We start from the raw sequence: 19,915 nt of genomic DNA on the forward strand, positions 1-19,915 counted from the left end.
ATGCGCATGTCCAACCTCTTCCTCCGCACCCTCCGCGAGGACCCGGTGGACGCCGAGCTCCCGGGTCACAAGCTGCTCGTCCGTGCGGGCTACGTCCGCCGCGCCGCCCCGGGCATCTACACCTGGCTGCCGCTCGGCATGCGCGTGCTGCGCAAGGTCGAGGGCATCGTCCGGGAGGAGATGGACAAGATCAGCCAGGAGCTGAGCTTCCCCGCGCTGCTGCCGCGCGAGCCCTACGAGGCGACGAATCGCTGGACCGAGTACGGCCCCAACCTCTTCCGGCTGCAGGACCGCAAGGGCGCCGACATGCTCCTCGGCCCGACCCACGAGGAGATGTTCACCCTCGCGGTCAAGGACGTCTGCAGCTCCTACAAGGACCTGCCGCTGAGCCTCTACCAGATCCAGACGAAGTACCGCGACGAGGCGCGTCCGCGCGCCGGCGTGCTGCGCGGCCGCGAGTTCATCATGAAGGACAGCTACTCCTTCGACGTCGACGAGGCCGGGCTGCAGAAGTCCTACGACGCGCACCGCGACGCCTACGTCAAGATCTTCGACCGGCTCGGCTTCGAGTACGTCATCGTCCACGCCGACTCCGGCGCGATGGGCGGCTCGGCGAGCGAGGAGTTCCTCGCGGTCAACGAGGGCGGCGAGGACACCTTCGTCCGCGACGACCAGGGCTACGCCGCGAACGTCGAGGCTGTCGAGATCCCGCAGGCCGCGCCCGTCGAGGTGACCGCCGGACCCGCGCACGTCGAGGACACCCCCGACACCCCGACGATCGAGACCCTCGTCGCCGCGCTCAACCGCGACCACCCGCGCGCCGACGGCCGCGAGTGGACCGCCGCGGACACGCTGAAGAATGTCATCGTCATGCTCGAGCACCCGGCCGACGCGGAGCATCCCGAGGGCCGGCGCGAGCCGCTCGCCATCGGCGTGCCCGGCGACCGCGAGGTCGACCCGAAGCGGCTCGAGACCAAGGTCTCGCCGGCGACCCCCGTCGCGTTCGAGGAGAAGGACTTCGCGGCCTACCCCTCGCTGGCGAAGGGGTACATCGGCCCGGGCGTCCTCGGGGGGGAGAAGGCGTCGGGGATCCGGTACCTCCTCGACCCGAGCATTGCCGAGGGCTCGGCCTGGGTCACCGGCGCCGACGAGCACGGCAAGCACGTCATCGACCTCGTCCACGGGCGCGACTTCACCGCAGACGGGACGATCCAGGCCGCCGAGATCCGCGAGGGCGACCTCGGCCCGAACGGCGAGGCGCTCACCCTGGCCCGCGGCATCGAGATGGGCCACATCTTCCAGCTCGGCCAGAAGTACGCCGACGCGCTCGGCCTCAAGGTCCTCGACGAGAACGGCAAGCTCGTCACCGTCTGGATGGGTTCATACGGTATCGGCGTCACCCGGGCCGTCGGCGTCATCGCCGAGGACAACCACGACGAGGCGGGCCTCGTCTGGCCGCGCAGCGTCGCCCCCTTCGACGTCCACGTCGTCGCCGCCGGCAAGGGCGAGGAGCTCTTCGCCGCTGCTGCCGATCTCTCGGCGCAGCTTGAGGCGCAGGGCCTCGACGTCCTCTACGACGACCGGGCCGGCAAGGTCAGCCCCGGTGTGAAGTTCAAGGACGCCGAGCTGCTCGGCATCCCGTCGATCCTCGTCGTCGGCAGGGGCCTGGCCGAGGGTGTCGTCGAGCTCAAGGACCGCCGCTCCGGGCAGGCCCGCCAGGTGCCGGTGGACGAGGCCGTCGCGCAGGTCGTCCAGGAGGTCCGGGGCGGGTGAGCCGCGAGGAGGACACGCCGCGCAGGCCGAGCCCGGGCCGCCCGGAGCCCGGCCCGGTCGAGGCGGTGATCTTCGACTGGGGCGGCACGCTGACTCCCTGGCACTCCATCGACCTCGGGGAGCAGTGGCGGGTCTTCGCGCGCGAGATCCATGGCATCCCCTTCGCCTCCGAGGACGTGCCGCATGCCGACCTCGAGCGTGCCCACGAGCTCGCCGACCGGATCCTCGCCGCCGAGGACGAGGCCTGGCAGCGGTCGCGCTCCGATCACGCGAGCGCTCACCTCGACGACGTGCTCCGGGCGGCCGGGATCGATCCCTGGCACGACCGCCATCACCTCGCCCTGGCGGCCTACCGGCGGTTCTGGGAGCCGCACACGGCGACCGATCCGCAGGTGCGGCCGCTGTGGGAGGGCCTGCGGGCGCACGGCCTCAAGGTCGGCGTCCTGTCCAACACCATCTGGAGCCGCGAGTACCACCGGGGGATCTTCGAGCGCGACGGCGTGCTCGACCTCATCGACGCCGACGTCTACTCCAGCGAGATCCGGGTGACCAAGCCGCACGCGCTGGCCTTCGAGACGGCGTGCCGTGCCCTCGACGTCGCACCGACGAGCGCCGTCTATGTCGGGGACCGGCTCTTCGAGGACGTGCTCGGACCGCAGGAGGTCGGGATGCGCACGATCTGGGTGCCGCACAGCGAGATCCCGCTCGACCAGCAGATCGCCGTCGAGGTAGAGCCGGACGCCACCGTGCAGGACCTGGGCGAGATCCTCGGCGTCGTCGAGGGCTGGCGCGCTCAGCCCTGAGGGGCGAGCAGCCACAGGACGGCGAAGGGGGCGAGCCACACCTGGTCGTCCCCGCCCCACGGGAGGGGGTCCCCGGTGAGCTCGTCGCGCGCCTCGGCGACGCCCAGCGCCCGGGCACGGCGCCCGGGCCACGGCCGCCAGCCGTCGGTGACGTTGGCGACCTGGACCATGAGGCCGAGCGGGTGGTGCCGCTCGAGGACCAGGACACCGGGGTCGTCCACGGGGCCCACGACCGTCTCGACCGAGCCGTGGAGGTGGGGGAGCCGGGCGCGGGTGGCGAGGAGGTGGCGCAGGTCGGCGAGCGCGCGGCCCGGCACGCTCCCCAGGTCGTCGGCGAGCGCGAGCCGCTCGTCGTCGAGCCGGGGCCGTCCCGCCCAGCGGTTGTCCGACGCGTGGCCGGGCTCCTCGGCCCACCGGGCGTCGTTCGGGGTGGCGATCTCGTCGCCTGACCAGATGACCGGGATCCCGCCGTACCCGACGACGAGGGCGTTCGCGAGGCGCAGCCGCGCCAGCGCCGAGGTGACCGACGACGGGCCGTCGGCGTCATCCCCTTCGCGCTCGGCCTGGGACAGCCCGATGAGCGAGGCCGCAGTGCCGGAGGTCCGGCGGTCGCCCGTCTCGGGGTTCTCCTGGAAGGTCAGCCCCTCACCGGTCGACCCGGGGAAGGCACCCGTGTACCAGTCGGCGAGAAAGTGGCGGTGGGCCGGCCCGCTGAGCCCGACGTCGTGGGCGAGGGTGTCCTCGATCGCCCAGCCGATGTCGTCGTGGCAGCGCAGGTAGGTGATCCACGTGGCGGATGACGGCTTGGGCGGCAGGGTCCCCAGGGTGTGCGCGGCGAGCCGGACGTCGCCGCTGGCGAGCATCGACCACACCTGGACCATGAGGGTGTTGTGGTACGCGAGGTCGCTGACCCGGCCGGTCCGGGCGCCCTGCCCGAGGTAGGGGAGCAGCTGGCTCGGCGCGACGATCGCCTCGGCCTTGAAGGCCAGGGCGGGGCAGGCGATCCGGGCCACGGCGCGCAGCACCTGGGTGATCGCGTGCACCTCGGGCTCGCCCTGGCAGAGCGTGCCCATCCTCTTCCACATGAAGGCGATGGCGTCGAGCCGCACCACCTCGACGCCACGGTTCGCGAGGTCGAGGACGACCCCTGCGAGCTCGAGCAGCACCTCGGGGTTGGACCAGTCGAGGTCCCACTGGAAGGAGTTGAAGGTCGTCCACACCCAGCCGTCGAGGTCGTCGTCCCAGGTGAAGGAGCCGGGCGCGAAGTCCGGGAAGACCTCGAGCAGGGCCTCCTCGTAGCGGTCGGGGAGGGTTCGGTCGGGGAAGACGTGGAAGTAGTCGCGGTAGCGCTGCTCACCGGCGCGGGCCCGGACGGCCCACTCGTGCTCCTGGGCGACGTGGTTGAGGACGAGGTCGATGACGAGGCTGACGCCCCTGTGACGGAGCTCGGTGGCCAGGGCCTCGAGGTCGTCCATCGAGCCGAGGTCGGGGCGGACGGTCCCGTAGTCGCTCACCGCGTACCCGCCGTCGCTGTCGCCCGCGCGGGTGGCCATGAGCGGCATGAGGTGGAGGTAGCGCACGCCGAGCGACTCGAGGTGGGGGAGGCGCTCCCGCAGCCCGCGCAGGTCGCCGCCGAACCGCTCGGTGTACGCCGCGTACCCGATCATCGTCGGGTCCTGCAGCCAGTCGGGCTGGAGGGTTCGGTCGAGGTCCAGCCGGTGCAGCTCCTCGCTGCGCGTCGCGTAGGTGCTCGTGGCGAGGTCGAGCAGCCGTTGGGTCAGTGCCGGTGCGGCGTCGGCCCCGTAGACCTCGCTGAGCCCGGCGGCGAGGTCGGGGAGCCATCGGGCGGTGCGGGCCTGGAGCATCTCGAGCCGGCGCGGGGCGACACGGCGGAGGGCGTCGGGCGAAGGGGTGACCACGGCACCGATCCTGCCACCGAGCGAACCGACGGCTCAGCAGCGCGCCGGCCGCCGGTCAGTCGTCGACGGCCTTGACGAGGGCGAGGGCGAGGCTGACGCGATCGCGGGTCTCGGGTCCGCCCGCCTCGATGGACCACATGGCGTTGACGATCTCGCGGACGATCGTCCAGTCGCGCGCTGCCTCCCACGACGTCGCCGACTCCTCGCAGAGCACCTCGGCGCGGCGCCGCACGAGGTACCGGAAGGACGACCCGGTGCCCATCTCCTCGACCCGGTTCCACAGCATCGGGGCGATCTCGAAGGCCGGGTGCCCCGCCATCGGCTTGGGGTCGATGGCCACCCAGTCGGTGCCGTCGGAGAGGACGGTCTCGTAATGCAGGTCGGAGTGGACCAGCGTCGCATCGCAGTCGGGGTCGCTCGCCAGCTCGGCCACGAGCGAGTGCGCCTGCTCGATCACCCGCCGGGGCAGGGCGTCCCTCGTCGTCGTCAGGGCCTGGGCCTGCCGGCGGGCCCAGGCCGACAGCCGCGGGGCCTGCGGGTACGGGTCCACATGGAGCTGCCGGTAGAGGCGACCGACGACCTCGCACGCCTGCTCGTCCCAGACCTCGGTGAGGTCCTCCGTGGTCAGCCGCTCGAGCAGCAGCGCGCCACGGGCCGGGTCAGCACGCAGCAGCCGGACGGCGCCGTGGCCGTCCCACCGGCGCAGCGCGAGATGCTCGGTCGCGGTCTCCGCGTGCGGCCAGACGACCTTGAGGACGGCGCCGTTGCGGGGCAGGTCGTCGCCCCGGACGAGGACGACGAGAGCGTTCTGGCCGTGCCGGACCTCGGCGCAGGCCGACGTCTACTCCAGCGAGATCCGGGTGACCAAGCCGCACGCGCTGGCCTTCGAGCCGGACGCCACCGTGCAGGACCTGGGCGAGATCCTCGGCGTCGTCGAGGGCTGGCGCGCCGAGGCCTAGCCGGGTGGACCTGGCCCTCGGCACCCTCTGCGGTGACCACGTCGGCGCCTCCCTCGTGCACATCGGCGGCGACCTGCTGGGAGCATGGTGAGCATGCACGTCCTCGTCCTCGGTGGCACCGCGGAGGCCCGCGAGCTTGCCGCCCTCCTCGAGCGCGAAGGGGTCCGGGTCACCTCCTCGCTCGCCGGCAGGGTCTCCCGGCCGCGGCTGCCGGTCGGCGAGGTCCGTGTCGGCGGCTTCGGCGGGGCTGACGGCCTGGCCGCGTGGACCCGCGAGCACGGGGTCGACGCGGTCGTCGACGCCACCCACCCCTTCGCCACGACGATGAGCCGGCACGCCGCCGAGGCCTGCGCCACGACCGGGCACCCGCTCCTGCGCCTCGCCCGGCCAGGGTGGGCCGGGCACCCCGAGGCCGCCAGCTGGACCTGGGTGGACGGCTACGAGGCCGCCCGCGAGACCGCCGACGACCTCGGCGGTGCCCCCTTCGTCACCACCGGGCGGCAGACCCTCCACCACTACACCCGTCCGTGGGCGCAGCGACCGGTCCTCGTGCGGCTCGTCGAGCCGCCCGCCGAGCCGCTCCCCGCTGCGTGGACGGTGCTGCGCTCGCGCGGGCCCTTCGACCTCGACGCCGAGCTGGCGACGATGCGCGAGCATGCGGTCGACGTGCTGCTCACGAAGGACTCCGGCGGGGACTTCACCGCGCCGAAGCTCACCGCCGCCGCGACCCTCGGCGTGCCCGTCGTCGTCGTCCGCCGGCCGGCCGTCCAGGCGGGCGTGCCCGAGGTCGCGCGCGCGGCGGAGGTCGTCGCCCGGCTGCTCAGCGGCGCAGCGAGCGCAGGAGCACCGCCCCCGCGAGGGTGACCATGCCGACCCGGTCGGCCAGCGCGCTGGCGCGGGGGACATCGGCGATCGTGGGTGGCGGGCCCTCGCCGAGGAGGCCGCGCTCCTCAACCTGGCCGGCGTAGTCGTTGCGCCCGCCGAGGCGCACCCCGAGCGCCGCGGCGAAGCCCGCCTCGACCGGCCCGGCGTTGGGCGAGGGGTGGTCCCGCCCGTCGGTGAGAGCGGTACGCACGACGGACGAAGGGGGCGTCCCGGCCCCAGCGCCCGCCGCGGCGGTCGCGAGGACGGTGGCCCGGGCGGGGACCCAGCCGAGCAGGTCGTCGAGGCGGGCGGCGGACCAGCCGTACGCGGCGTAGCGCTCGCTGCGGTGACCCCACATCGCGTCGAGGGTGTTGGCGCCGCGGTGGAGGAGCACACCGAGCGGCCCGAGCGCCGCACCCCAGACGAGGGTGCCGACGACGGCGTCGGAGGTGTTCTCTGCCACCGACTCGACCGCCGCCCGGGCCACCTCGTCGGCGGCCAGGTCGTCGGTGCGCCGCCCCACGAGGTGGCGGACCCGGACGCGGGCCGCCGGGAGGTCGCCGCGGGCGAGGAGGTCGTGGACCGCGCTCGCCTCGCGGGCCAGCGAGGTCCCGCCGAGAGCGGCCCAGGTGACCGCGGTCGTGACGACCACCTGGCCGCTCGGGCCGAGGTGGCGGGCGGCAAGCCCGGCGGCGACGAGCGGCGCGAGCGCGGTGGCTGTGGCGGCCACGCCCGCCCCCCGGTCGGGCCGGTGGAGGACCCGCTCCACCTGCCCGGCCCAACCCCCGAAGACGGCGACGGGGTGCCCCCTTCGCGGGTCGCCGAGGAGGCGGTCGAGGAGGTAGCCGGCGAGGAGCCCGGCCGCGACCGGGTCGGGGCGGGTCACGGGAGGTCCTTCACGGGGAGCACCTGGCCGGCGACGACGAGGAGGACGCGATCGGCGGTGGCGGCGAGGCGCTGGTTGACCAGGCCGAGCCGGTCGGCGAAGACCCGGCCCGAGCGGGTCGCCGGGACGACGCCCCAGCCCACCTCGTTGGTCACGGCGACGACGAGGCCTGGGTGGTCCGCCCAGGCGGCGACGAGGTCGTCGACGCGGGCGTCGAGCGCGGGCGACCAGGCGTCCTGCGGGCTCTCCCAGGCGTCGAGCGCGTCGAGCTGGGCGGTGAGCCAGGTGCCGACGCAGTCGAGGAGGACGGCGCCGGGGTGCTCGCGGAGGGCGCGCGCGGCGTCGCTGGTCTCCACGGTGGTCCACGTGGCCGGACGGCGGTCCTGGTGGGCGGCGACGCGCAGCGCCCAGTCGGGGTCGTCGGAGGTGGGCCCGCAGGCGAGGTAGGTGGCCGGCTCGCCGGCGGGGACGAGGGACTCGGCGTGCCGGGACTTGCCGGAGCGGACACCGCCGGTGACGAGGACCCTCATCGCAGGGTCCCCGCGAGGACGAGCAGCACGCTGGCGAGGGCGAGCTCGACGGCGGCGCCGATGACGTCGCCGCTGATACCGCCGAGGCGGCGGTGGGCGAGGGCGGCCAGCGCGAGGGAGGTGGCGGTGGCGAGGGCGGTGGCGCCGAGCGCGGCGAGCACGCCGTGGACGGGACCAACCGGGCTGACGGGCATGGCGGCCAGGGCGAGGAGGCCTGCGGGCAGGACGACGGCGGCGGCCGCGGCGGCGGTCGGGACGGTGCCGGCGACGGTGGCGCCGAGGCCGGTGGGGGAGGCGGCGGGCACCCCGCGGCGGCAGAGGAGAGGGCAGGCCGTCCGGGAGAGGGGGATCGCGGCGGCGAGGGCGAGGGCACCGGCGGGAAGGGGGCCCAGGTGGGGGCCACCGAGGAGGTGGGCCGCGCAGGTCACCTGGAGGAGGAGGGTGAGGACGAGCGCGACGACGCCCATCGGGCCGACGTCGCCGGTGCGCATGATCTCGAGGGCGCGCTCGCGGGTCCACCCGCCACCGAGGCCGTCCACGGTGTCGGCGAGCCCGTCGAGGTGCATGGCCCGGGTGCCGGCCGCGAGGAGGGCGACGACGACGGTGGCAGTGGCGAGCGGGGGGAGGGCGAGGGCGCTCCCGGCGGCGGCGACGGCGAGCACGGCGAGGGCGAGGGGGAGGACGGCGAGCGGGGCGAGGGTCATGGCCGCGCCGGCGACGGGGCGGGTCGTGATCACCGGGCCGCTCGAGAGGACGGTGAGGGTGCCGACGGCCAGGCGCAGCCCCTCGCGGAGGGTGCCCCCGCTCACGACGCACGCAGGGGAGGTTGCTGGAGCGTCTGCGAAGGGAGGAGGGGGCCGGTCATCGGGCGGCCGCCGTCTCGGGCCGGGTCGGGCTCGCACCGTTCGCCGACGCTGGTGCCGCCGCAGTCGCCGCCGCCGCGTCGAGCCCCATCTCGAGGGCCGCGACCGCGGGGCCGATGACGGTGACCGCAGGGGCTGCGATGCCGCCCTCGCGGGCCGCCTCGGCGATCCGGGACAGCGGCGCGCGGACAACCTGCTGGAGCGGGGTGCCGCCGTTGGCGATGCTCGCCGCCGGCGTCCCCGCGTCGAGCCCTGCCGCGACGAGCGACTCGGCGATCGCGGGCAGCGTCGCGACGCCCATGAGCACGACGAGGGTGAGCCGGCTCTGCGCGAGCGCGGCCCAGTCGACCTCGCTGCGCGGGTCGCCGGGATCGACATGGCCCGACACGACGACGACCCCCTGCGACAGCCCGCGGTGGGTCACCGGGATCTGCGCGAGCGCCGGCACCGCGACCGCCGAGCTCACCCCGGGGATCACCTCGACGGGCACCCCGGCGTCGGTGCAGGCCAGCCACTCCTCGCCGCCGCGCCCGAGGACGAAGCCGTCGCCTCCTTTGAGCCGGACGACGACCTGCCCGGCCCGGGCCCGCTCGACGAGCACCGCGTTGATCCGCTCCTGCGGGGTGAAATCGCCCCGCGGGATCTTCCCGACGTGCACGACCTCGACGTCGGCCGGCAGGTCGGTGAGCGCGCCGAGCGGCCCGAGCCGGTCGGTGACGACGACGTCGGCCTGGCGCAGCGCCTCATAGCCGGCGAGGGTGAGCAGCCCCGGGTCACCGGGCCCGCCGCCGACGAGCACGACCCGCCCGGTGCCGCCCGGCCGCCGAGGACCGGCAGGCTCGCGCACCGGGTCGGTGAGGACGACATCGGCGCTCGCCGTGCCGGGCGTGGCGAGCTCGGCCAGCCCGCGGCCGACGACGTCACGCAGCTCCGGCGTGGGCTCGTCCGTCTCGACGACGACGATGGCGGCGCCGTCGTCGAGCAGCCGCTGGATTGTCGTCGTGATGTCGGGCCCGGGCTCGCGGACAAGCACCCGGCGGCCGGTGAGCAGCCAGCTCATGCGGTCCTCCTCGTGATCCGGGACAGCTCGCGGAGCAGCCCGTCGGTGGTCAGGGGGTCCCGGGCGGCGACGCGGACCCAGCTCGCGTCCAGGCCGGGGAAGGTGTCGCAGCGCCGCAGCGCCCACCCGCGCTCCCGGAGGGTGGCGTGCGCCCCGGGACCGGGACGGGCGAGGACGAAGGGGGCGGAGGAGCCCACGACGGGAACGTCCAGCGTCCGCAGCCCGGCGGTGAGGTGCTGCCGCCAGGACTGCAGCTCGGAGGCGCCGCGGGCCGCCTCCGCGAGCGCCCGGGGCGTGGCCGTCTCGACCATGACACGCAGGGCGAGGCTGCCGACCGACCAGTGCGGCTGGTGCGCAGCGAGCGCCGCGACGAGCCGCGGGTCCCCGGCGACGTAGCCGGCACGGACGCCGGCGACGCCCCAGGTCTTCGTGAGCGAGCGCACGACGAGGAGGCCGCCGAGGTCGCCGGCGAGGAGGGACTCGCCCTCGCCGGGGACCGCGTCCATGAAGGCCTCGTCGACGACGACGACCCGCCCGGGCCGCACGAGCGAGCGCAGCACCCGCGCGGGGTGGAGCACACCCGTCGGGTTGGTCGGGTTGCCGAGGACGACGAGGTCCGCGTCGCCGACCTCGCCGAGCGACTGCGGGGTCAGCGCGAAGCCGTCCTCGGGCCGTAGGAGCACCCGCCGAACGGGGCGCCCGGCAGCGACGAGCGCGGCCTCCGGCTCGGTGAACTGCGGGTGCACGACGACCGCGTCGCGCACCGGCAGGGCCCGTGCGAGCAGCGTGAAGGCCTCGGCGCCGCCGCTCGTCGGCAGCACCTCCTCACGCCGCCGGTCGTGCCGACGGGCCAGTGCGTCACGGGCCGGGGCCGGGTCGGGGTAGGCGGCGAGCCGGCCGACCTCGTCGCGCAGCGCGGTGGCCAGCCACGGGGGAGGGGCGTCGAGCCGGACGTTGACCGCGAGGTCGACGAGCCCGTCGCCGGTCTCGGCATCGCCGTGGTGGTCCAGGTCGACCCCGTCCGCCGGCTCGCCCTGGACCGGGACGGGCGCGACGCCCGCGCCGACCGGGCGGCCGAGCGGCACGACGGGTGCCTCGGTGGCGGTCGCTGCCGCGGTGTGCCCCTCGTGCCCCCAGGCGGCCTCGGCGAAGGCCGCCGCCATCCCCGGCGACCCCGCCCAGCTCGTGTGCAGGTACGACGCGACGAGCGTCGCCCGGCCGGTCCCGGCCGGGTCGAGCGCGAAGCCCTCCGCGCGGCCGCCGAGCGACCAGGCCGGCGCCTCCCCCCTTCGCGCCGCCGGCGCGGCCGGCGGCTGCGTCACGGTCCGGTGGAACTCGTGCCCGCTCACCCGCGTGCCCGCGGGGCCGAGCACGGAGTCGGCGAGCAGCTCCGCCTCGCGGTAGCCCAGGGTGAGCCGCGGACCCATCGCGGCGTCCGTCGGGACGAGCCCGGCCATCGGGTGCCCGTCGAGGGAGCGGGCGAGGTAGAGCAGCCCCGCGCACTCGGCCGTCGTCGGCATCCCGGCACCGACCGCGGCGCGGATGTCGTCGAGGAGCGAGGTGTTGCTCGCCAGCGCCCGGGCGTGCACCTCCGGGAAGCCACCGCCGACGTACAGCGCGCGGGTCCCGGGCGGCAGCGCGAGGTCGCGCGCCGGGTCGAGGAGCGCCACCCGGCACCCGGCCGCGGTGAGCAGCTCCTCGGTCTCCGGGTAGCGGAAGGTGAAGGCCCGCCCGCCCGCCACCGCCACGACCGGTGCGCCCGGCCCGGTCTCGCGGGCCGCCTCGCCGAGCGCCGCCGAGGGGCACCACGGGCGCGCGTCGAGGTCGGGCGCGCCACCGGCCGCCGCGAGGACGGCGTCGAGGTGGACGTGCTCCTCGGCGAGGTCGGCGATCCGGCCGAGCGTCGCGGCGGCCTCGCCGCTCTCCGCGGCCGGCACGAGACCGAGGTGGCGGGAGGGGACGTGCATCCCGACGTCCCGCGGGACCACCCCCCAGACCGGCACCCCGGTCTGCTCCACCGCGCGGCGCGCCTCGTCGGCGTGGCGGGCGGTGCCGGCCTTGTTGAGGACGACCCCGACGACGTCGAGCGCCTCGTCGTAGGCGGCCATGCCGGCGACGGTCGCGGCGACGGTCCGCGAGGTCGAGGAGATGTCGACGACGAGGAGCACCGGGGTGCTGGTGAGCGCGGCGACGTGCGCGCTGCTCGCGAAGCCGTCGCCGCCGAGCCGCCCGTCGAGCAGCCCCATGACGCCCTCGACGAGGCACACGTCGGCCGGGGTCGGGTGGGTGGCGCCGCGCAGCAGCAGCGGCGCGACCTGGTCCTCACCGACGAGCCACGGGTCGAGGTTGCGGCTCGGCCGGCCGGTGGCGAGCGCGTGGTAGCCCGGGTCGATGTAGTCGGGCCCGACCTTCGCGGGCGCGACCGTCAGGCCGCGCCGGGCGAGGGCGGCCATCACTCCGACGGTGATCGTCGTCTTGCCGTGCCCGGAGGCGGGGGCGGCGACGAGGAGTCGAGGGATCCTCACCACTCGATCCCCTTCTGGCCCTTCTGACCGCGGTCGAAGGGGTGCTTGATCTTCGTCATCTCGGTCGCGACGTCGGCGATCTCGAGCAGCCGCGGGTGAGGGTCGCGGCCGGTGATGACGACGTGCTGGTAGCCGGGTCGGTGGGTCAGCGTGTCGATGACGTCGTCGAGCTCGACCCAGCCCCACTTCATGACGTACGTGAACTCGTCGAGGATGTAGACGGTGTGCGCCTCCGCGGCGAGCCGCCGCTTGATCTCCTCCCAGCCCTCACGGGCGTCGGCGGCGTGGTCCTCCTCGGACCCGGCCTTGCGCGACCACGACCAGCCCGAGCCCATCTTGTGCCACTCGACGGGACCCCCTTCGCCGGTCTCCTCGTGGACGCGGCCGAGGGTCTTGTAGACCTCCTCCTCGCCGATGCGCCACTTCGCGGACTTGACGAACTGGAAGACGCCGATGGACCAGCCCTGGTTCCACCCGCGCAGGCCGAGGCCGAAGGCCGCCGTCGACTTGCCCTTGCCGATGCCACCGTGGACGACGACGAGCGGGCGGTTGCGGCGCTGCCGCGTGGTCAGTCCGTCCTTCGGCGTGACGGGGGTCTGTCCCTGGGCCATCAGGCGGCGCTCCTTCGGGGGGCGATGCGGTCGGTGACGATCTCGACGAGGCCGCTCGCGGCGACCTGCTCGAGGGGGATGTGCTCGGCGCCCATCCGCCGGGCGAGGTCGGCGGCCAGACCCATCCGGAACCGGCCCGTCTCGCAGTCGACGACGACCGTCTGCGCGGTGCCGCCCCAGGCGTCGGCGACGTGCTGGGCGCGGGCGAGCGCCTCGGGGCCGGCGGTGGCGCGCCCGTCGGTGACGAGGACGACCAGGGCGCGCTGATGTCGGTCGCGGACGCGCTCTCGCGCAACGACCTTCGCGATCTCGGTCAGTCCTTCGGCGAGCGGGGTGCGGCCTCCGTGCGGCATCTCGGCGAGGCGCGCGGCGGCCGCCTCGACCGACGAGGTCGGGGGCAGCAGCAGCTCGGCCCCGTGCCCGCGGAAGGTCACCAGACCTACCCGGTCGCGGCGCTGGTAGGCGTCGAGCAGGAGCGAGAGGACCGCGGTCTTGACCTCACCCATCCGCTTGCGGGCGGCCATCGAGCCGGAGGCGTCGACGGCGAGGAGGACGAGGTTGGCCTCGCGCCCGCGGGTGATGGCGTGGCGCAGGTCGTCGCCGGTCACCCGGGCGGGCCCGGTGCGGGCGGCACGGCGGGCGGCGGAGGCGCGCAGGGTGGCGGTCAGGTGCACCGGCGACCCGGCGGGCTCGTGCCCGGCCGGGTGGGTGCCGACGACCCGCCCCCGGGGGGTGAGTGCGGGGGAGCGGCGACCAGCCGGGCCGGACCCGACACCGGTGAGCTCGAGGCGGCGGGCGCGGTAGGGGGGCTGGGCGCTCGCGACGCCGGTGGGGGTGGGCGTGGCGCGCCGGGGTGGCTCGGCAGGGGACTCCCCGGGCTCGGGGTCCTGCATCGCACTGGGGGAATGCGAGCTCCCGTCGTCCTGCGCGGAGTCGGAAGGGGACGGCGGGGCCGACGAGGTCGCGTCAGATTCACCGGACGAGCCAGGGCCGGAGTCGTCGGACGGACCCTCGGCAGCGTCGTCGGCGCCGGGCCCCTCGTCCGGCTCCTCGCCGCCACCCGGCGGGTCGTCCTCGGGCTCCTCGTCGAGGAGCCGGTCGAGGAGGTCCTCGTCGAGCCCCGGCGCGTCGAAGGGAGCGCGGCGGCGGCGGTGGGGCAGCGACAGCAGCGCCGCGGCCCGGATGTCCTCGCGGGTCACCTGCTCACGCCCCTGCCACGCCGCGTGGGCGACGGCCGTGCGCGCTGTGACGATGTCGGCCCGCATCCCGTCGACGTCGAAGCCGGCGCACACCCGGGCGATGGTGCGCAAGGTCCGCTCGTCGAGACGGATGTGGCGCACGGCCTCGCGGGCACCGGCCAGGCGCGCGGAGAGGGCTGCCTCGGCGTCGGCGTGGCGTGCGGCGAAGGCGACCGGGTCGAGGTCGGCCTCGAGCCTGCGGCGCACGACCTCGGCGCGCACGTGCGGGTCGCGGCTCGCGGCGACGTGCACGGTGAGGCCGAAGCGGTCGAGCAGCTGCGGGCGCAGCTCGCCCTCCTCGGGGTTCATCGTGCCGACGAGGGTGATCCGCGCCGGGTGCGAGATCGACACGCCATCACGCTCGACCGTGTTGCGCCCCATGGCCGCCGCGTCGAGCAGGACGTCGACGAGGTGGTCGTGCAGCAGGTTGACCTCGTCGACGTAGAGGATGCCGCGGTGTGCCTCGGCGAGCAGGCCGGGCTGGTAGGCGGCCTCGCCGTCACCGAGGGCGCGGCGCAGGTCGAGGGAGCCGACGACCCGGTCCTCTGTCGCGCCGACGGGCAGCTCGACGAGACGGGCGGGTCGGGTCGTGGCGGGCGCGTCGTGCGGGGCGTCGGGGCAGCTCTCGGAGCGGTCCGGGTCGCAGCCGAACCGGCACCCGTTCGCGACGCGCTGCTCGGGGAGCACTGCGGCCAGGGCGCGCACCGCCGTGGACTTGGCCGTGCCCTTCTCCCCGCGCACGAGCACGCCACCGATCTCGGGGGAGATCGCGCTGAGCAGCAGGGCGGTCGTCAGCTCGTCCGCGCCGACGAGCGCGGTGAAGGGGAAGACCGGGGCGGTCTGGTCACTGCGGGTCAAGGTGGCCTCCTGGCGAGTATCCGCGCTCGCCGTCCGACGCGCCGGGCGGGTTCGCTCCGGCGGGCGCGCTCCGACGTTCTGGCTCGGGCCGTGGGGCCGTCACAGTGGCGGGACCGCTCCGGAGTTGCACCGGATTCTTCGGGGGGCGTGCCGAGCGCGATCCTCTCACAGCGCCCGGGGGCCTAAGGTGGGCGTCCGTGATCGACGTCGTGGGTATCGGGGACGACGGCTGGGCCGGCCTGGACGCAGGGCGACGCGGCCTCGTCGAGCGTGCCGTCACCCTCATCGGTGGGCGCCGACACCTCGACCTGCTCGCCCCGCACGCCCCGGCTGCCGAGCTGGTCGACTGGCCGAGCCCCCTTCGCCCCGCCCTGCCGGACCTGCTCCGGGCGCACCCTGACGCCGTCGTCCTCGCCAGCGGCGACCCGCTGCGCTCCGGCATCGCGACGACCCTGATCGACCTCGTCGGGACCGACCGCGTGCGGGTCCACCCCCACGTCGGCAGCCACGCCCTCGCCCGGGCGCGACAGGGCTGGTCCGCCGAGGAGGTGTTCGTCGTCACGACGGTCGGTCGCGACCTGCGCGCCGTTCTGCCGCACCTCAGCCCCGGCGCCCGCCTCGTCGTCCTGCTGTCCGACGGCGACGCACCCGCTGCCCTTGCCGCGCTCCTCACCGAGCGCGGTTGGGGCGCAACGATGCTCACCGCCCGATGGCACCTCGGCGGACCGGAGGAGGGCGCCCGCGCCGAGCGCGCCGACGCATTCGCAGGAGCCACCCCACCCCTGGTGCTCGCCTGCCTCGACGTGCGCGCCGACGACCCCGCGAGCGCCGCGAGGACCGCCGGCCCGGTGCCGGGACGGCCGGAGGACTTCATCGACCACGACGGCCAGCTCACCAAGCGCGACGTCCGCGCGAGCGCCCTCGCGCGGCTGCGTCCGGCCCCCGGGGACCACCTGTGGGACCTCGGCGCCGGCAACGGCTCCGTCGCGCTCGAGTGGTGCCTCGCCGCGGACCGCGCCGGCGCCACCTGCGTCGAGCGGGACCCCACCCGCGCCGCCCGCATCACCGCCAACGCCGCCGCGCTCGGCCTCTCCGGCCGGGTCGAGGTGCTCGTCGCCGACACGACCACCACGGACCTGACGACCCTGCGCCCGGCCGACGCCGTCTTCGTCGGTGGGGGTCTCGAGCCCGACCTGCTCGAGTCCGCGTGGTCCTCCCTCCGTCCCGGCGGGCGGCTCGTCGCCCACGCCGTCACGCTCGAGGGGGAGGCCGCGCTCGTCGCGCTCGCCGACCGCACCGCCGGCGAGCTGACCCGCCTGTCCGTGGAGCGGGCCGTCGAGCTCGGCCGCTTCCGGTCCTGGACCCCCGCCCGCACCGTCACCCAGCTCGCCGCGACCCGCACGACCACCGAGGACCCGACATGACCGTCCACTTCATCGGCGCCGGCCCCGGCGCCGCCGACCTGCTCACCGTGCGCGCCACCCGCCTGCTCGCGACCAGCCCGGTGTGCCTCTACGCCGGCACCTACCTCGACGCCGCGGTCCTCGAGCACTGCCCGCCGGGGGTCCGTCTCGTCGACACCCAGCAGCTCGACCTCGACGGCATCACCGCCGAGCTCGTCGCTGCCCACGAGCGCGGCGACGACGTCGCCCGCCTGTGCTCCGGCGACCCGAGCGTCTACTCCGCGATCGCCGAGCAGACCCGGCGGCTCGACGCTGCCGGGGTGCCCTGGGACATCACGCCCGGCGTCGCGGCCTACGCCGCCACTGCCGCGCGGCTGGGGCGTGAGCTCACGGTGCCCGAGGTCGCCCAGTCAGTGGTGCTCACCCGTGCCCAGCGCGACTCGACGGCCATGCCGTCGAGGGAGTCGCTCGAGACCTTCGCCGCGACTGGTGCCACGCTCGTGCTGCACCTGGCGATCCGCCGCACCCGCGAGCTCGCGGAGCGCCTCGCCCAGCACTACGGCGCCGACTGCCCCGTCGCCGTCGCCTACCGCGTCGAGCAGCCCGAGGAGATCGTCCTGCACGGGACGCTGGCCGACATCGCCGACCAGGTCGAGTCGCACGACCTGCGGCAGGCGGCGATCATCGTCGTCGGATGGGCACTGCGGGCCGAGGATTTCGTCGAGTCGCACCTCTACTCCTGCCGTCGCGCGGCCGAGCGCGAGGAGCGGACGGCGGCAGACATCCCCGGTGGGCTTCGCTAGTCTCGGCCGCAGTCTTCGCCTCCACCTGGAGGAACCCGGTGAGAGTCCGGGACGGTCGCGCCACTGTGAGCGGGTCTTCCGCGAGTCAGGAACTCCGGGGCGAGGGCTGCCGCGGTCGGACGCGTCATCCGGCCAGAAAGGGAGTGCACTGATGCACATCGCCGAAGGCTTCCTGCCACCGGTCCACGCCGCCGCGTGGACGGTCGTGGCCGCCCCGTTCGTCATCCACGGCACCCGCAGTGCCGCCCGCATCGTGCGGGACAACCCGAGCGCCAGGCTGCTGCTCGGGGCCGCGGGCGCCTTCACCTTCGTCATGTCGGCGATCAAGCTGCCGTCGGTGACCGGCTCGAGCTCGCACCCCACGGGCACCGGCGTCGGCGCGATCATCGTCCGGCCGCCGGTCATGGCCCTGCTCGGCACGATCGTCCTGCTATTCCAGGCGCTGCTGCTGGCGCATGGCGGGCTGACGACGCTCGGGGCCAATGTCTTCTCGATGGCGGTCGTCGGGCCGTGGGTCGGATACGGGCTCTTCCGGCTGCTCGCAGCCGCGCCCTTCATGGTGCGCGTCTTCGTCGGCGTGGCCTTGGCCGACCTGGCCACCTACGTGACGACCGCGACGCAGCTCGCGCTCGCCTACCCGGAAGGCGGCTTCGTCGAGGCGTGGGGTCGTTTCCTCGGGATCTTCGCCGTGACCCAGGTGCCCCTGGCGATCGTCGAGGGCCTTGTCGGGGTCCTGCTGATCAATGCGCTCATCGCTTGGGCGCGCCCTGAGATGGAGGACCTCGAGGTCGTCCCCGCCCAGACCAAGGAGCCTGCCCGTGCGTGAGTCCACCCAGACCCTCGGGCGACGCGGCATCGCACTCGTCCTCGCCGCTGTCGTCGTCCTGCTGGCCGTCGCTCTCTACCTCGGCGGTCGCGCCGCCGCGGGTGAGGACGAGGCCTTCGGCGGCACCGACGCCGCCGCCACCGAGCAGCTCGAGGAGGCCGGCCACGAGCCGTGGTTCGAGCCCCTCATGTCGCCGGCCGGTGGCGAGATCGAGTCCGGTCTCTTCGCCCTGCAGGCCGGCCTCGGCGGCCTGGCGCTCGGCTACGTCTTCGGTCGGCTCAAGGGGCGCAACGCCACCCGGACGGGCGACGCCCGCGGATGAGGCTCACGCTCGACGACGCGGCGTGGTCCTCCCCGTGGCGGACCCGCTCGACGATGGAGAAGTCCCTGCTCTGCGTGGGACTGCTCCTCGTCGCCGCGACGACGACCTCGCTCGTGGTCGCGGGCCTCGTCGGGGTGTGCGCCGTGGGCCTCGCCGCCGTGGCGCGGGTCCCGGGGCGGGTCTGGTGCCACGCGATGGCCGGGCCCGCCGTCTTCATCGCCATCGGCGCCGTGACGATCGCGGTCACCTTCGGTGGGGGGGACCTCGTGAGCTGGGGTCCGGTCGGTGTCGACGAAGGGAGTGCCTCCCGGGCCCTCCTCGTCGTCGCCCGGGCCCTCGCCGCGACGAGCGCGACGGTCCTGCTGGCGGCGACCACGCCGATGGTCGACCTGCTCGCCGGGCTGCGCCGGGCGCGGGTGCCGGAGGTGGCCGTTGACGTCGCTGCGGTGACCTACCGGATGATCTTCGCCCTGCTCGAGGCTGCGTCGGCGATCCGCGCCGCTCAGGCCGGGCGGCTGGGCTACGCGACCGGTCGGGCCGCGCGACGCTCGGTCGGCCAGCTGTGCGCCGTGGTGCTCGTTGCCGCGTGGGACAAGGCGCGCAGGCTCGAGGACGGACTGACCGGGCGTGGAGGAGTCGCCGCCGTGCCGCTCGTCCCTGCCCGCGCCGTGTCGACCCCCTTCGTCCTGGCGGCCGGAGCACTCGTCGTCGGGCTGGCCGGGCTGTCGCTGCGGATGGGGCTGTCATGACGCATCGCCTCGGGTCGTGGACCCCACCCGACGACGCCGACACCGCGCTCGCGCTGCGCGGCGTGCACGCCGGCTACCCCGGCACCCCGGGGGTGCTCGACTGCGTGAGCCTGACGATCGGCGTGGGTCGGCGCACCGCGATCCTCGGCGCCAACGGGTCGGGCAAGACGACGCTGCTGCGCGTGCTCTCCGGCGCGCACGAGCCGGCCGAGGGGTCGGTCGTCTCCGGTGGGGAGGTCCTGCGGCACACCCGACGCGGGCTGACCGGCCACCGGCAGCGGGTGCAGCTGGTCATGCAGGACCCCGATGACCAGCTCTTCAGCGCCGACGTGCGCAGCGACATCGGCTACGGCCCGACCAACCTGGGTCTCGGCGCCACCGAGATCGCCGGGCGGGTCGACGAGGCGCTCGCGGTGCTCTCGCTCGAGGACCTCGCCGACCGGCCGGTCCACCGGCTCTCCTTCGGCCAGCGCAAGCGGGTCGCCGTCGCCGGTGCGCTCGCGATGCACCCGCAGGTGCTGCTCCTCGACGAGCCGACGGCGGGGCTCGACCCGGCCGGGGTCGAGGAGATGCTCGCCGCGGTCGCGGCGCTCGAGGCGCACGGCACGACGGTGGTGCTGTCGACCCATGACGTCGACCTCGCCTGGCGCTGGGCCGACGAGGTCGCCCTGGTGGTCGACCACGTCGTCCACCAGGGCGAGGTGACCGAGGCACTCACCGGTGTCGATCTCCTCGAGGCGGCGCGGCTGCGTCCGCCGTGGTCGGTGCAGCTCCTGCGCGAGCTGGGGATCGAGCCCGCCGCAAGCGGCTGGCCCCGCACGCCCACCGAGGTGGCGGTGGCGGTGCGGGCGTCCCATCCGTCGCGTAGCTCGCAGGTCGCCCGATGAACCGCCCCTCCGCAGGGGTTCCATACTCGGGGCGAA

Annotated in this window: 17 protein-coding genes, 1 pseudogene and 1 riboswitch; of the genes and pseudogenes, 9 read left to right on the forward strand and 9 right to left on the reverse strand. The window is 75.3% G+C overall.

The genetic code is table 11. The features are described 5' to 3' along the window. Nucleotides 1-1,773 carry a proline--tRNA ligase gene (locus tag JNO54_RS07445; protein ID WP_233703206.1) on the forward strand — a complete coding sequence of 591 codons (1,773 nt, stop codon included), beginning with the start codon at nt 1-3 and terminating at the stop codon, nt 1,771-1,773. Next, nucleotides 1,770-2,576 carry an HAD family hydrolase gene (locus JNO54_RS07450; RefSeq protein ID WP_204143329.1) on the forward strand — a complete coding sequence of 269 codons (807 nt, stop codon included), beginning with the start codon at nt 1,770-1,772 and terminating at the stop codon, nt 2,574-2,576. The genes JNO54_RS07445 and JNO54_RS07450 overlap by 4 nt, the downstream gene beginning before the upstream one ends. Here the strand turns inward: JNO54_RS07450 and JNO54_RS07455 are convergent. Then, nucleotides 2,567-4,495 (reverse strand): alpha-amylase family protein, encoded by a 1,929-nt coding sequence (locus tag JNO54_RS07455; protein WP_307818105.1) that lies wholly within the window; start codon nt 4,493-4,495, stop codon nt 2,567-2,569. The two genes, JNO54_RS07450 and JNO54_RS07455, sit on opposite strands and share 10 nt — an antisense overlap. Before the next feature lie 55 nt (nt 4,496-4,550). Then, nucleotides 4,551-5,312, reverse strand: a pseudogene (locus tag JNO54_RS07460) (aminoglycoside phosphotransferase family protein); the annotation flags it as partial. A 235-nt stretch (nt 5,313-5,547) separates the two neighbouring features. Between JNO54_RS07460 and JNO54_RS07465 the strand changes: the two are divergent. Next, nucleotides 5,548-6,318: a cobalt-precorrin-6A reductase gene (locus JNO54_RS07465; RefSeq protein ID WP_204143330.1), complete on the forward strand. Its 771-nt coding sequence runs from the start codon at nt 5,548-5,550 to the stop codon at nt 6,316-6,318. Here JNO54_RS07465 and JNO54_RS07470 read toward each other — a convergent pair. The 7 genes from JNO54_RS07470 to JNO54_RS07500 are packed head-to-tail and all read right to left on the reverse strand — an operon-like array spanning nt 6,275 to nt 14,889. Beyond that, a complete protein-coding gene (locus JNO54_RS07470) occupies nt 6,275-7,204 on the reverse strand; it encodes a CobD/CbiB family cobalamin biosynthesis protein (RefSeq protein ID WP_204143331.1) in 930 nt (309 codons plus the stop codon). The two genes, JNO54_RS07465 and JNO54_RS07470, sit on opposite strands and share 44 nt — an antisense overlap. Then, complete coding sequence (locus tag JNO54_RS07475; RefSeq protein ID WP_204143332.1) at nt 7,201-7,734, reverse strand: bifunctional adenosylcobinamide kinase/adenosylcobinamide-phosphate guanylyltransferase; 534 nt, start codon at nt 7,732-7,734, stop codon at nt 7,201-7,203. Before JNO54_RS07475 ends, JNO54_RS07470 begins: the two co-directional genes overlap by 4 nt. Beyond that, a complete protein-coding gene (locus JNO54_RS07480) occupies nt 7,731-8,543 on the reverse strand; it encodes an adenosylcobinamide-GDP ribazoletransferase (RefSeq protein WP_307818106.1) in 813 nt (270 codons plus the stop codon). The genes JNO54_RS07475 and JNO54_RS07480 overlap by 4 nt, the downstream gene beginning before the upstream one ends. A gap of 52 nt (nt 8,544-8,595) precedes the next feature. Then, nucleotides 8,596-9,657, reverse strand: a complete 1,062-nt coding sequence (gene cobA / locus JNO54_RS07485) for a uroporphyrinogen-III C-methyltransferase (protein ID WP_204143333.1) — start codon at nt 9,655-9,657, stop codon at nt 8,596-8,598. Continuing rightward, nucleotides 9,654-12,182: a bifunctional hydrogenobyrinic acid a,c-diamide synthase/histidinol phosphate aminotransferase CobBC gene (gene cobBC / locus JNO54_RS14950; RefSeq protein WP_307818107.1), complete on the reverse strand. Its 2,529-nt coding sequence runs from the start codon at nt 12,180-12,182 to the stop codon at nt 9,654-9,656. The genes cobA and cobBC overlap by 4 nt, the downstream gene beginning before the upstream one ends. Continuing rightward, nucleotides 12,179-12,793 carry a cob(I)yrinic acid a,c-diamide adenosyltransferase gene (cobO, locus tag JNO54_RS07495; RefSeq protein WP_204143335.1) on the reverse strand — a complete coding sequence of 205 codons (615 nt, stop codon included), beginning with the start codon at nt 12,791-12,793 and terminating at the stop codon, nt 12,179-12,181. The genes cobBC and cobO overlap by 4 nt, the downstream gene beginning before the upstream one ends. Then, complete coding sequence (locus JNO54_RS07500; protein WP_204143336.1) at nt 12,793-14,889, reverse strand: magnesium chelatase subunit D family protein; 2,097 nt, start codon at nt 14,887-14,889, stop codon at nt 12,793-12,795. The genes cobO and JNO54_RS07500 overlap by 1 nt, the downstream gene beginning before the upstream one ends. A 197-nt stretch (nt 14,890-15,086) precedes the next feature. Here JNO54_RS07500 and cbiE point away from each other — a divergent pair, with 197 nt between their 5' ends. From cbiE to JNO54_RS07530, 6 genes are all read left to right on the forward strand, one after another. Then, complete coding sequence (cbiE, locus tag JNO54_RS14955; protein ID WP_204143337.1) at nt 15,087-16,313, forward strand: precorrin-6y C5,15-methyltransferase (decarboxylating) subunit CbiE; 1,227 nt, start codon at nt 15,087-15,089, stop codon at nt 16,311-16,313. Continuing rightward, nucleotides 16,310-17,095: a precorrin-4 C(11)-methyltransferase gene (gene cobM, locus JNO54_RS07510; protein WP_204143338.1), complete on the forward strand. Its 786-nt coding sequence runs from the start codon at nt 16,310-16,312 to the stop codon at nt 17,093-17,095. Before cbiE ends, cobM begins: the two co-directional genes overlap by 4 nt. Before the next feature lie 28 nt (nt 17,096-17,123). Beyond that, nucleotides 17,124-17,190: riboswitch (cobalamin riboswitch) on the forward strand. 56 nt (nt 17,191-17,246) lie between these two features. After that, nucleotides 17,247-17,921, forward strand: a complete 675-nt coding sequence (locus JNO54_RS07515) for an energy-coupling factor ABC transporter permease (protein ID WP_204143339.1) — start codon at nt 17,247-17,249, stop codon at nt 17,919-17,921. Beyond that, on the forward strand, nt 17,914-18,243 hold the full coding sequence (locus tag JNO54_RS14775) for an energy-coupling factor ABC transporter substrate-binding protein (RefSeq protein WP_204143340.1): 330 nt from the start codon (nt 17,914-17,916) through the stop codon (nt 18,241-18,243). The genes JNO54_RS07515 and JNO54_RS14775 overlap by 8 nt, the downstream gene beginning before the upstream one ends. Continuing rightward, nucleotides 18,240-18,992, forward strand: coding sequence for a cobalt ECF transporter T component CbiQ (gene cbiQ, locus JNO54_RS07525; protein ID WP_204143341.1), 753 nt, complete (start codon nt 18,240-18,242; stop codon nt 18,990-18,992). Before JNO54_RS14775 ends, cbiQ begins: the two co-directional genes overlap by 4 nt. Then, nucleotides 18,989-19,879: an energy-coupling factor ABC transporter ATP-binding protein gene (locus tag JNO54_RS07530; RefSeq protein ID WP_204143342.1), complete on the forward strand. Its 891-nt coding sequence runs from the start codon at nt 18,989-18,991 to the stop codon at nt 19,877-19,879. Before cbiQ ends, JNO54_RS07530 begins: the two co-directional genes overlap by 4 nt. Nucleotides 19,880-19,915 lie beyond the last annotated feature (36 nt).

The organism is Janibacter endophyticus, assembly GCF_016888335.1.
GTDB lineage: Bacteria > Actinomycetota > Actinomycetes > Actinomycetales > Dermatophilaceae > Marihabitans > Marihabitans endophyticum.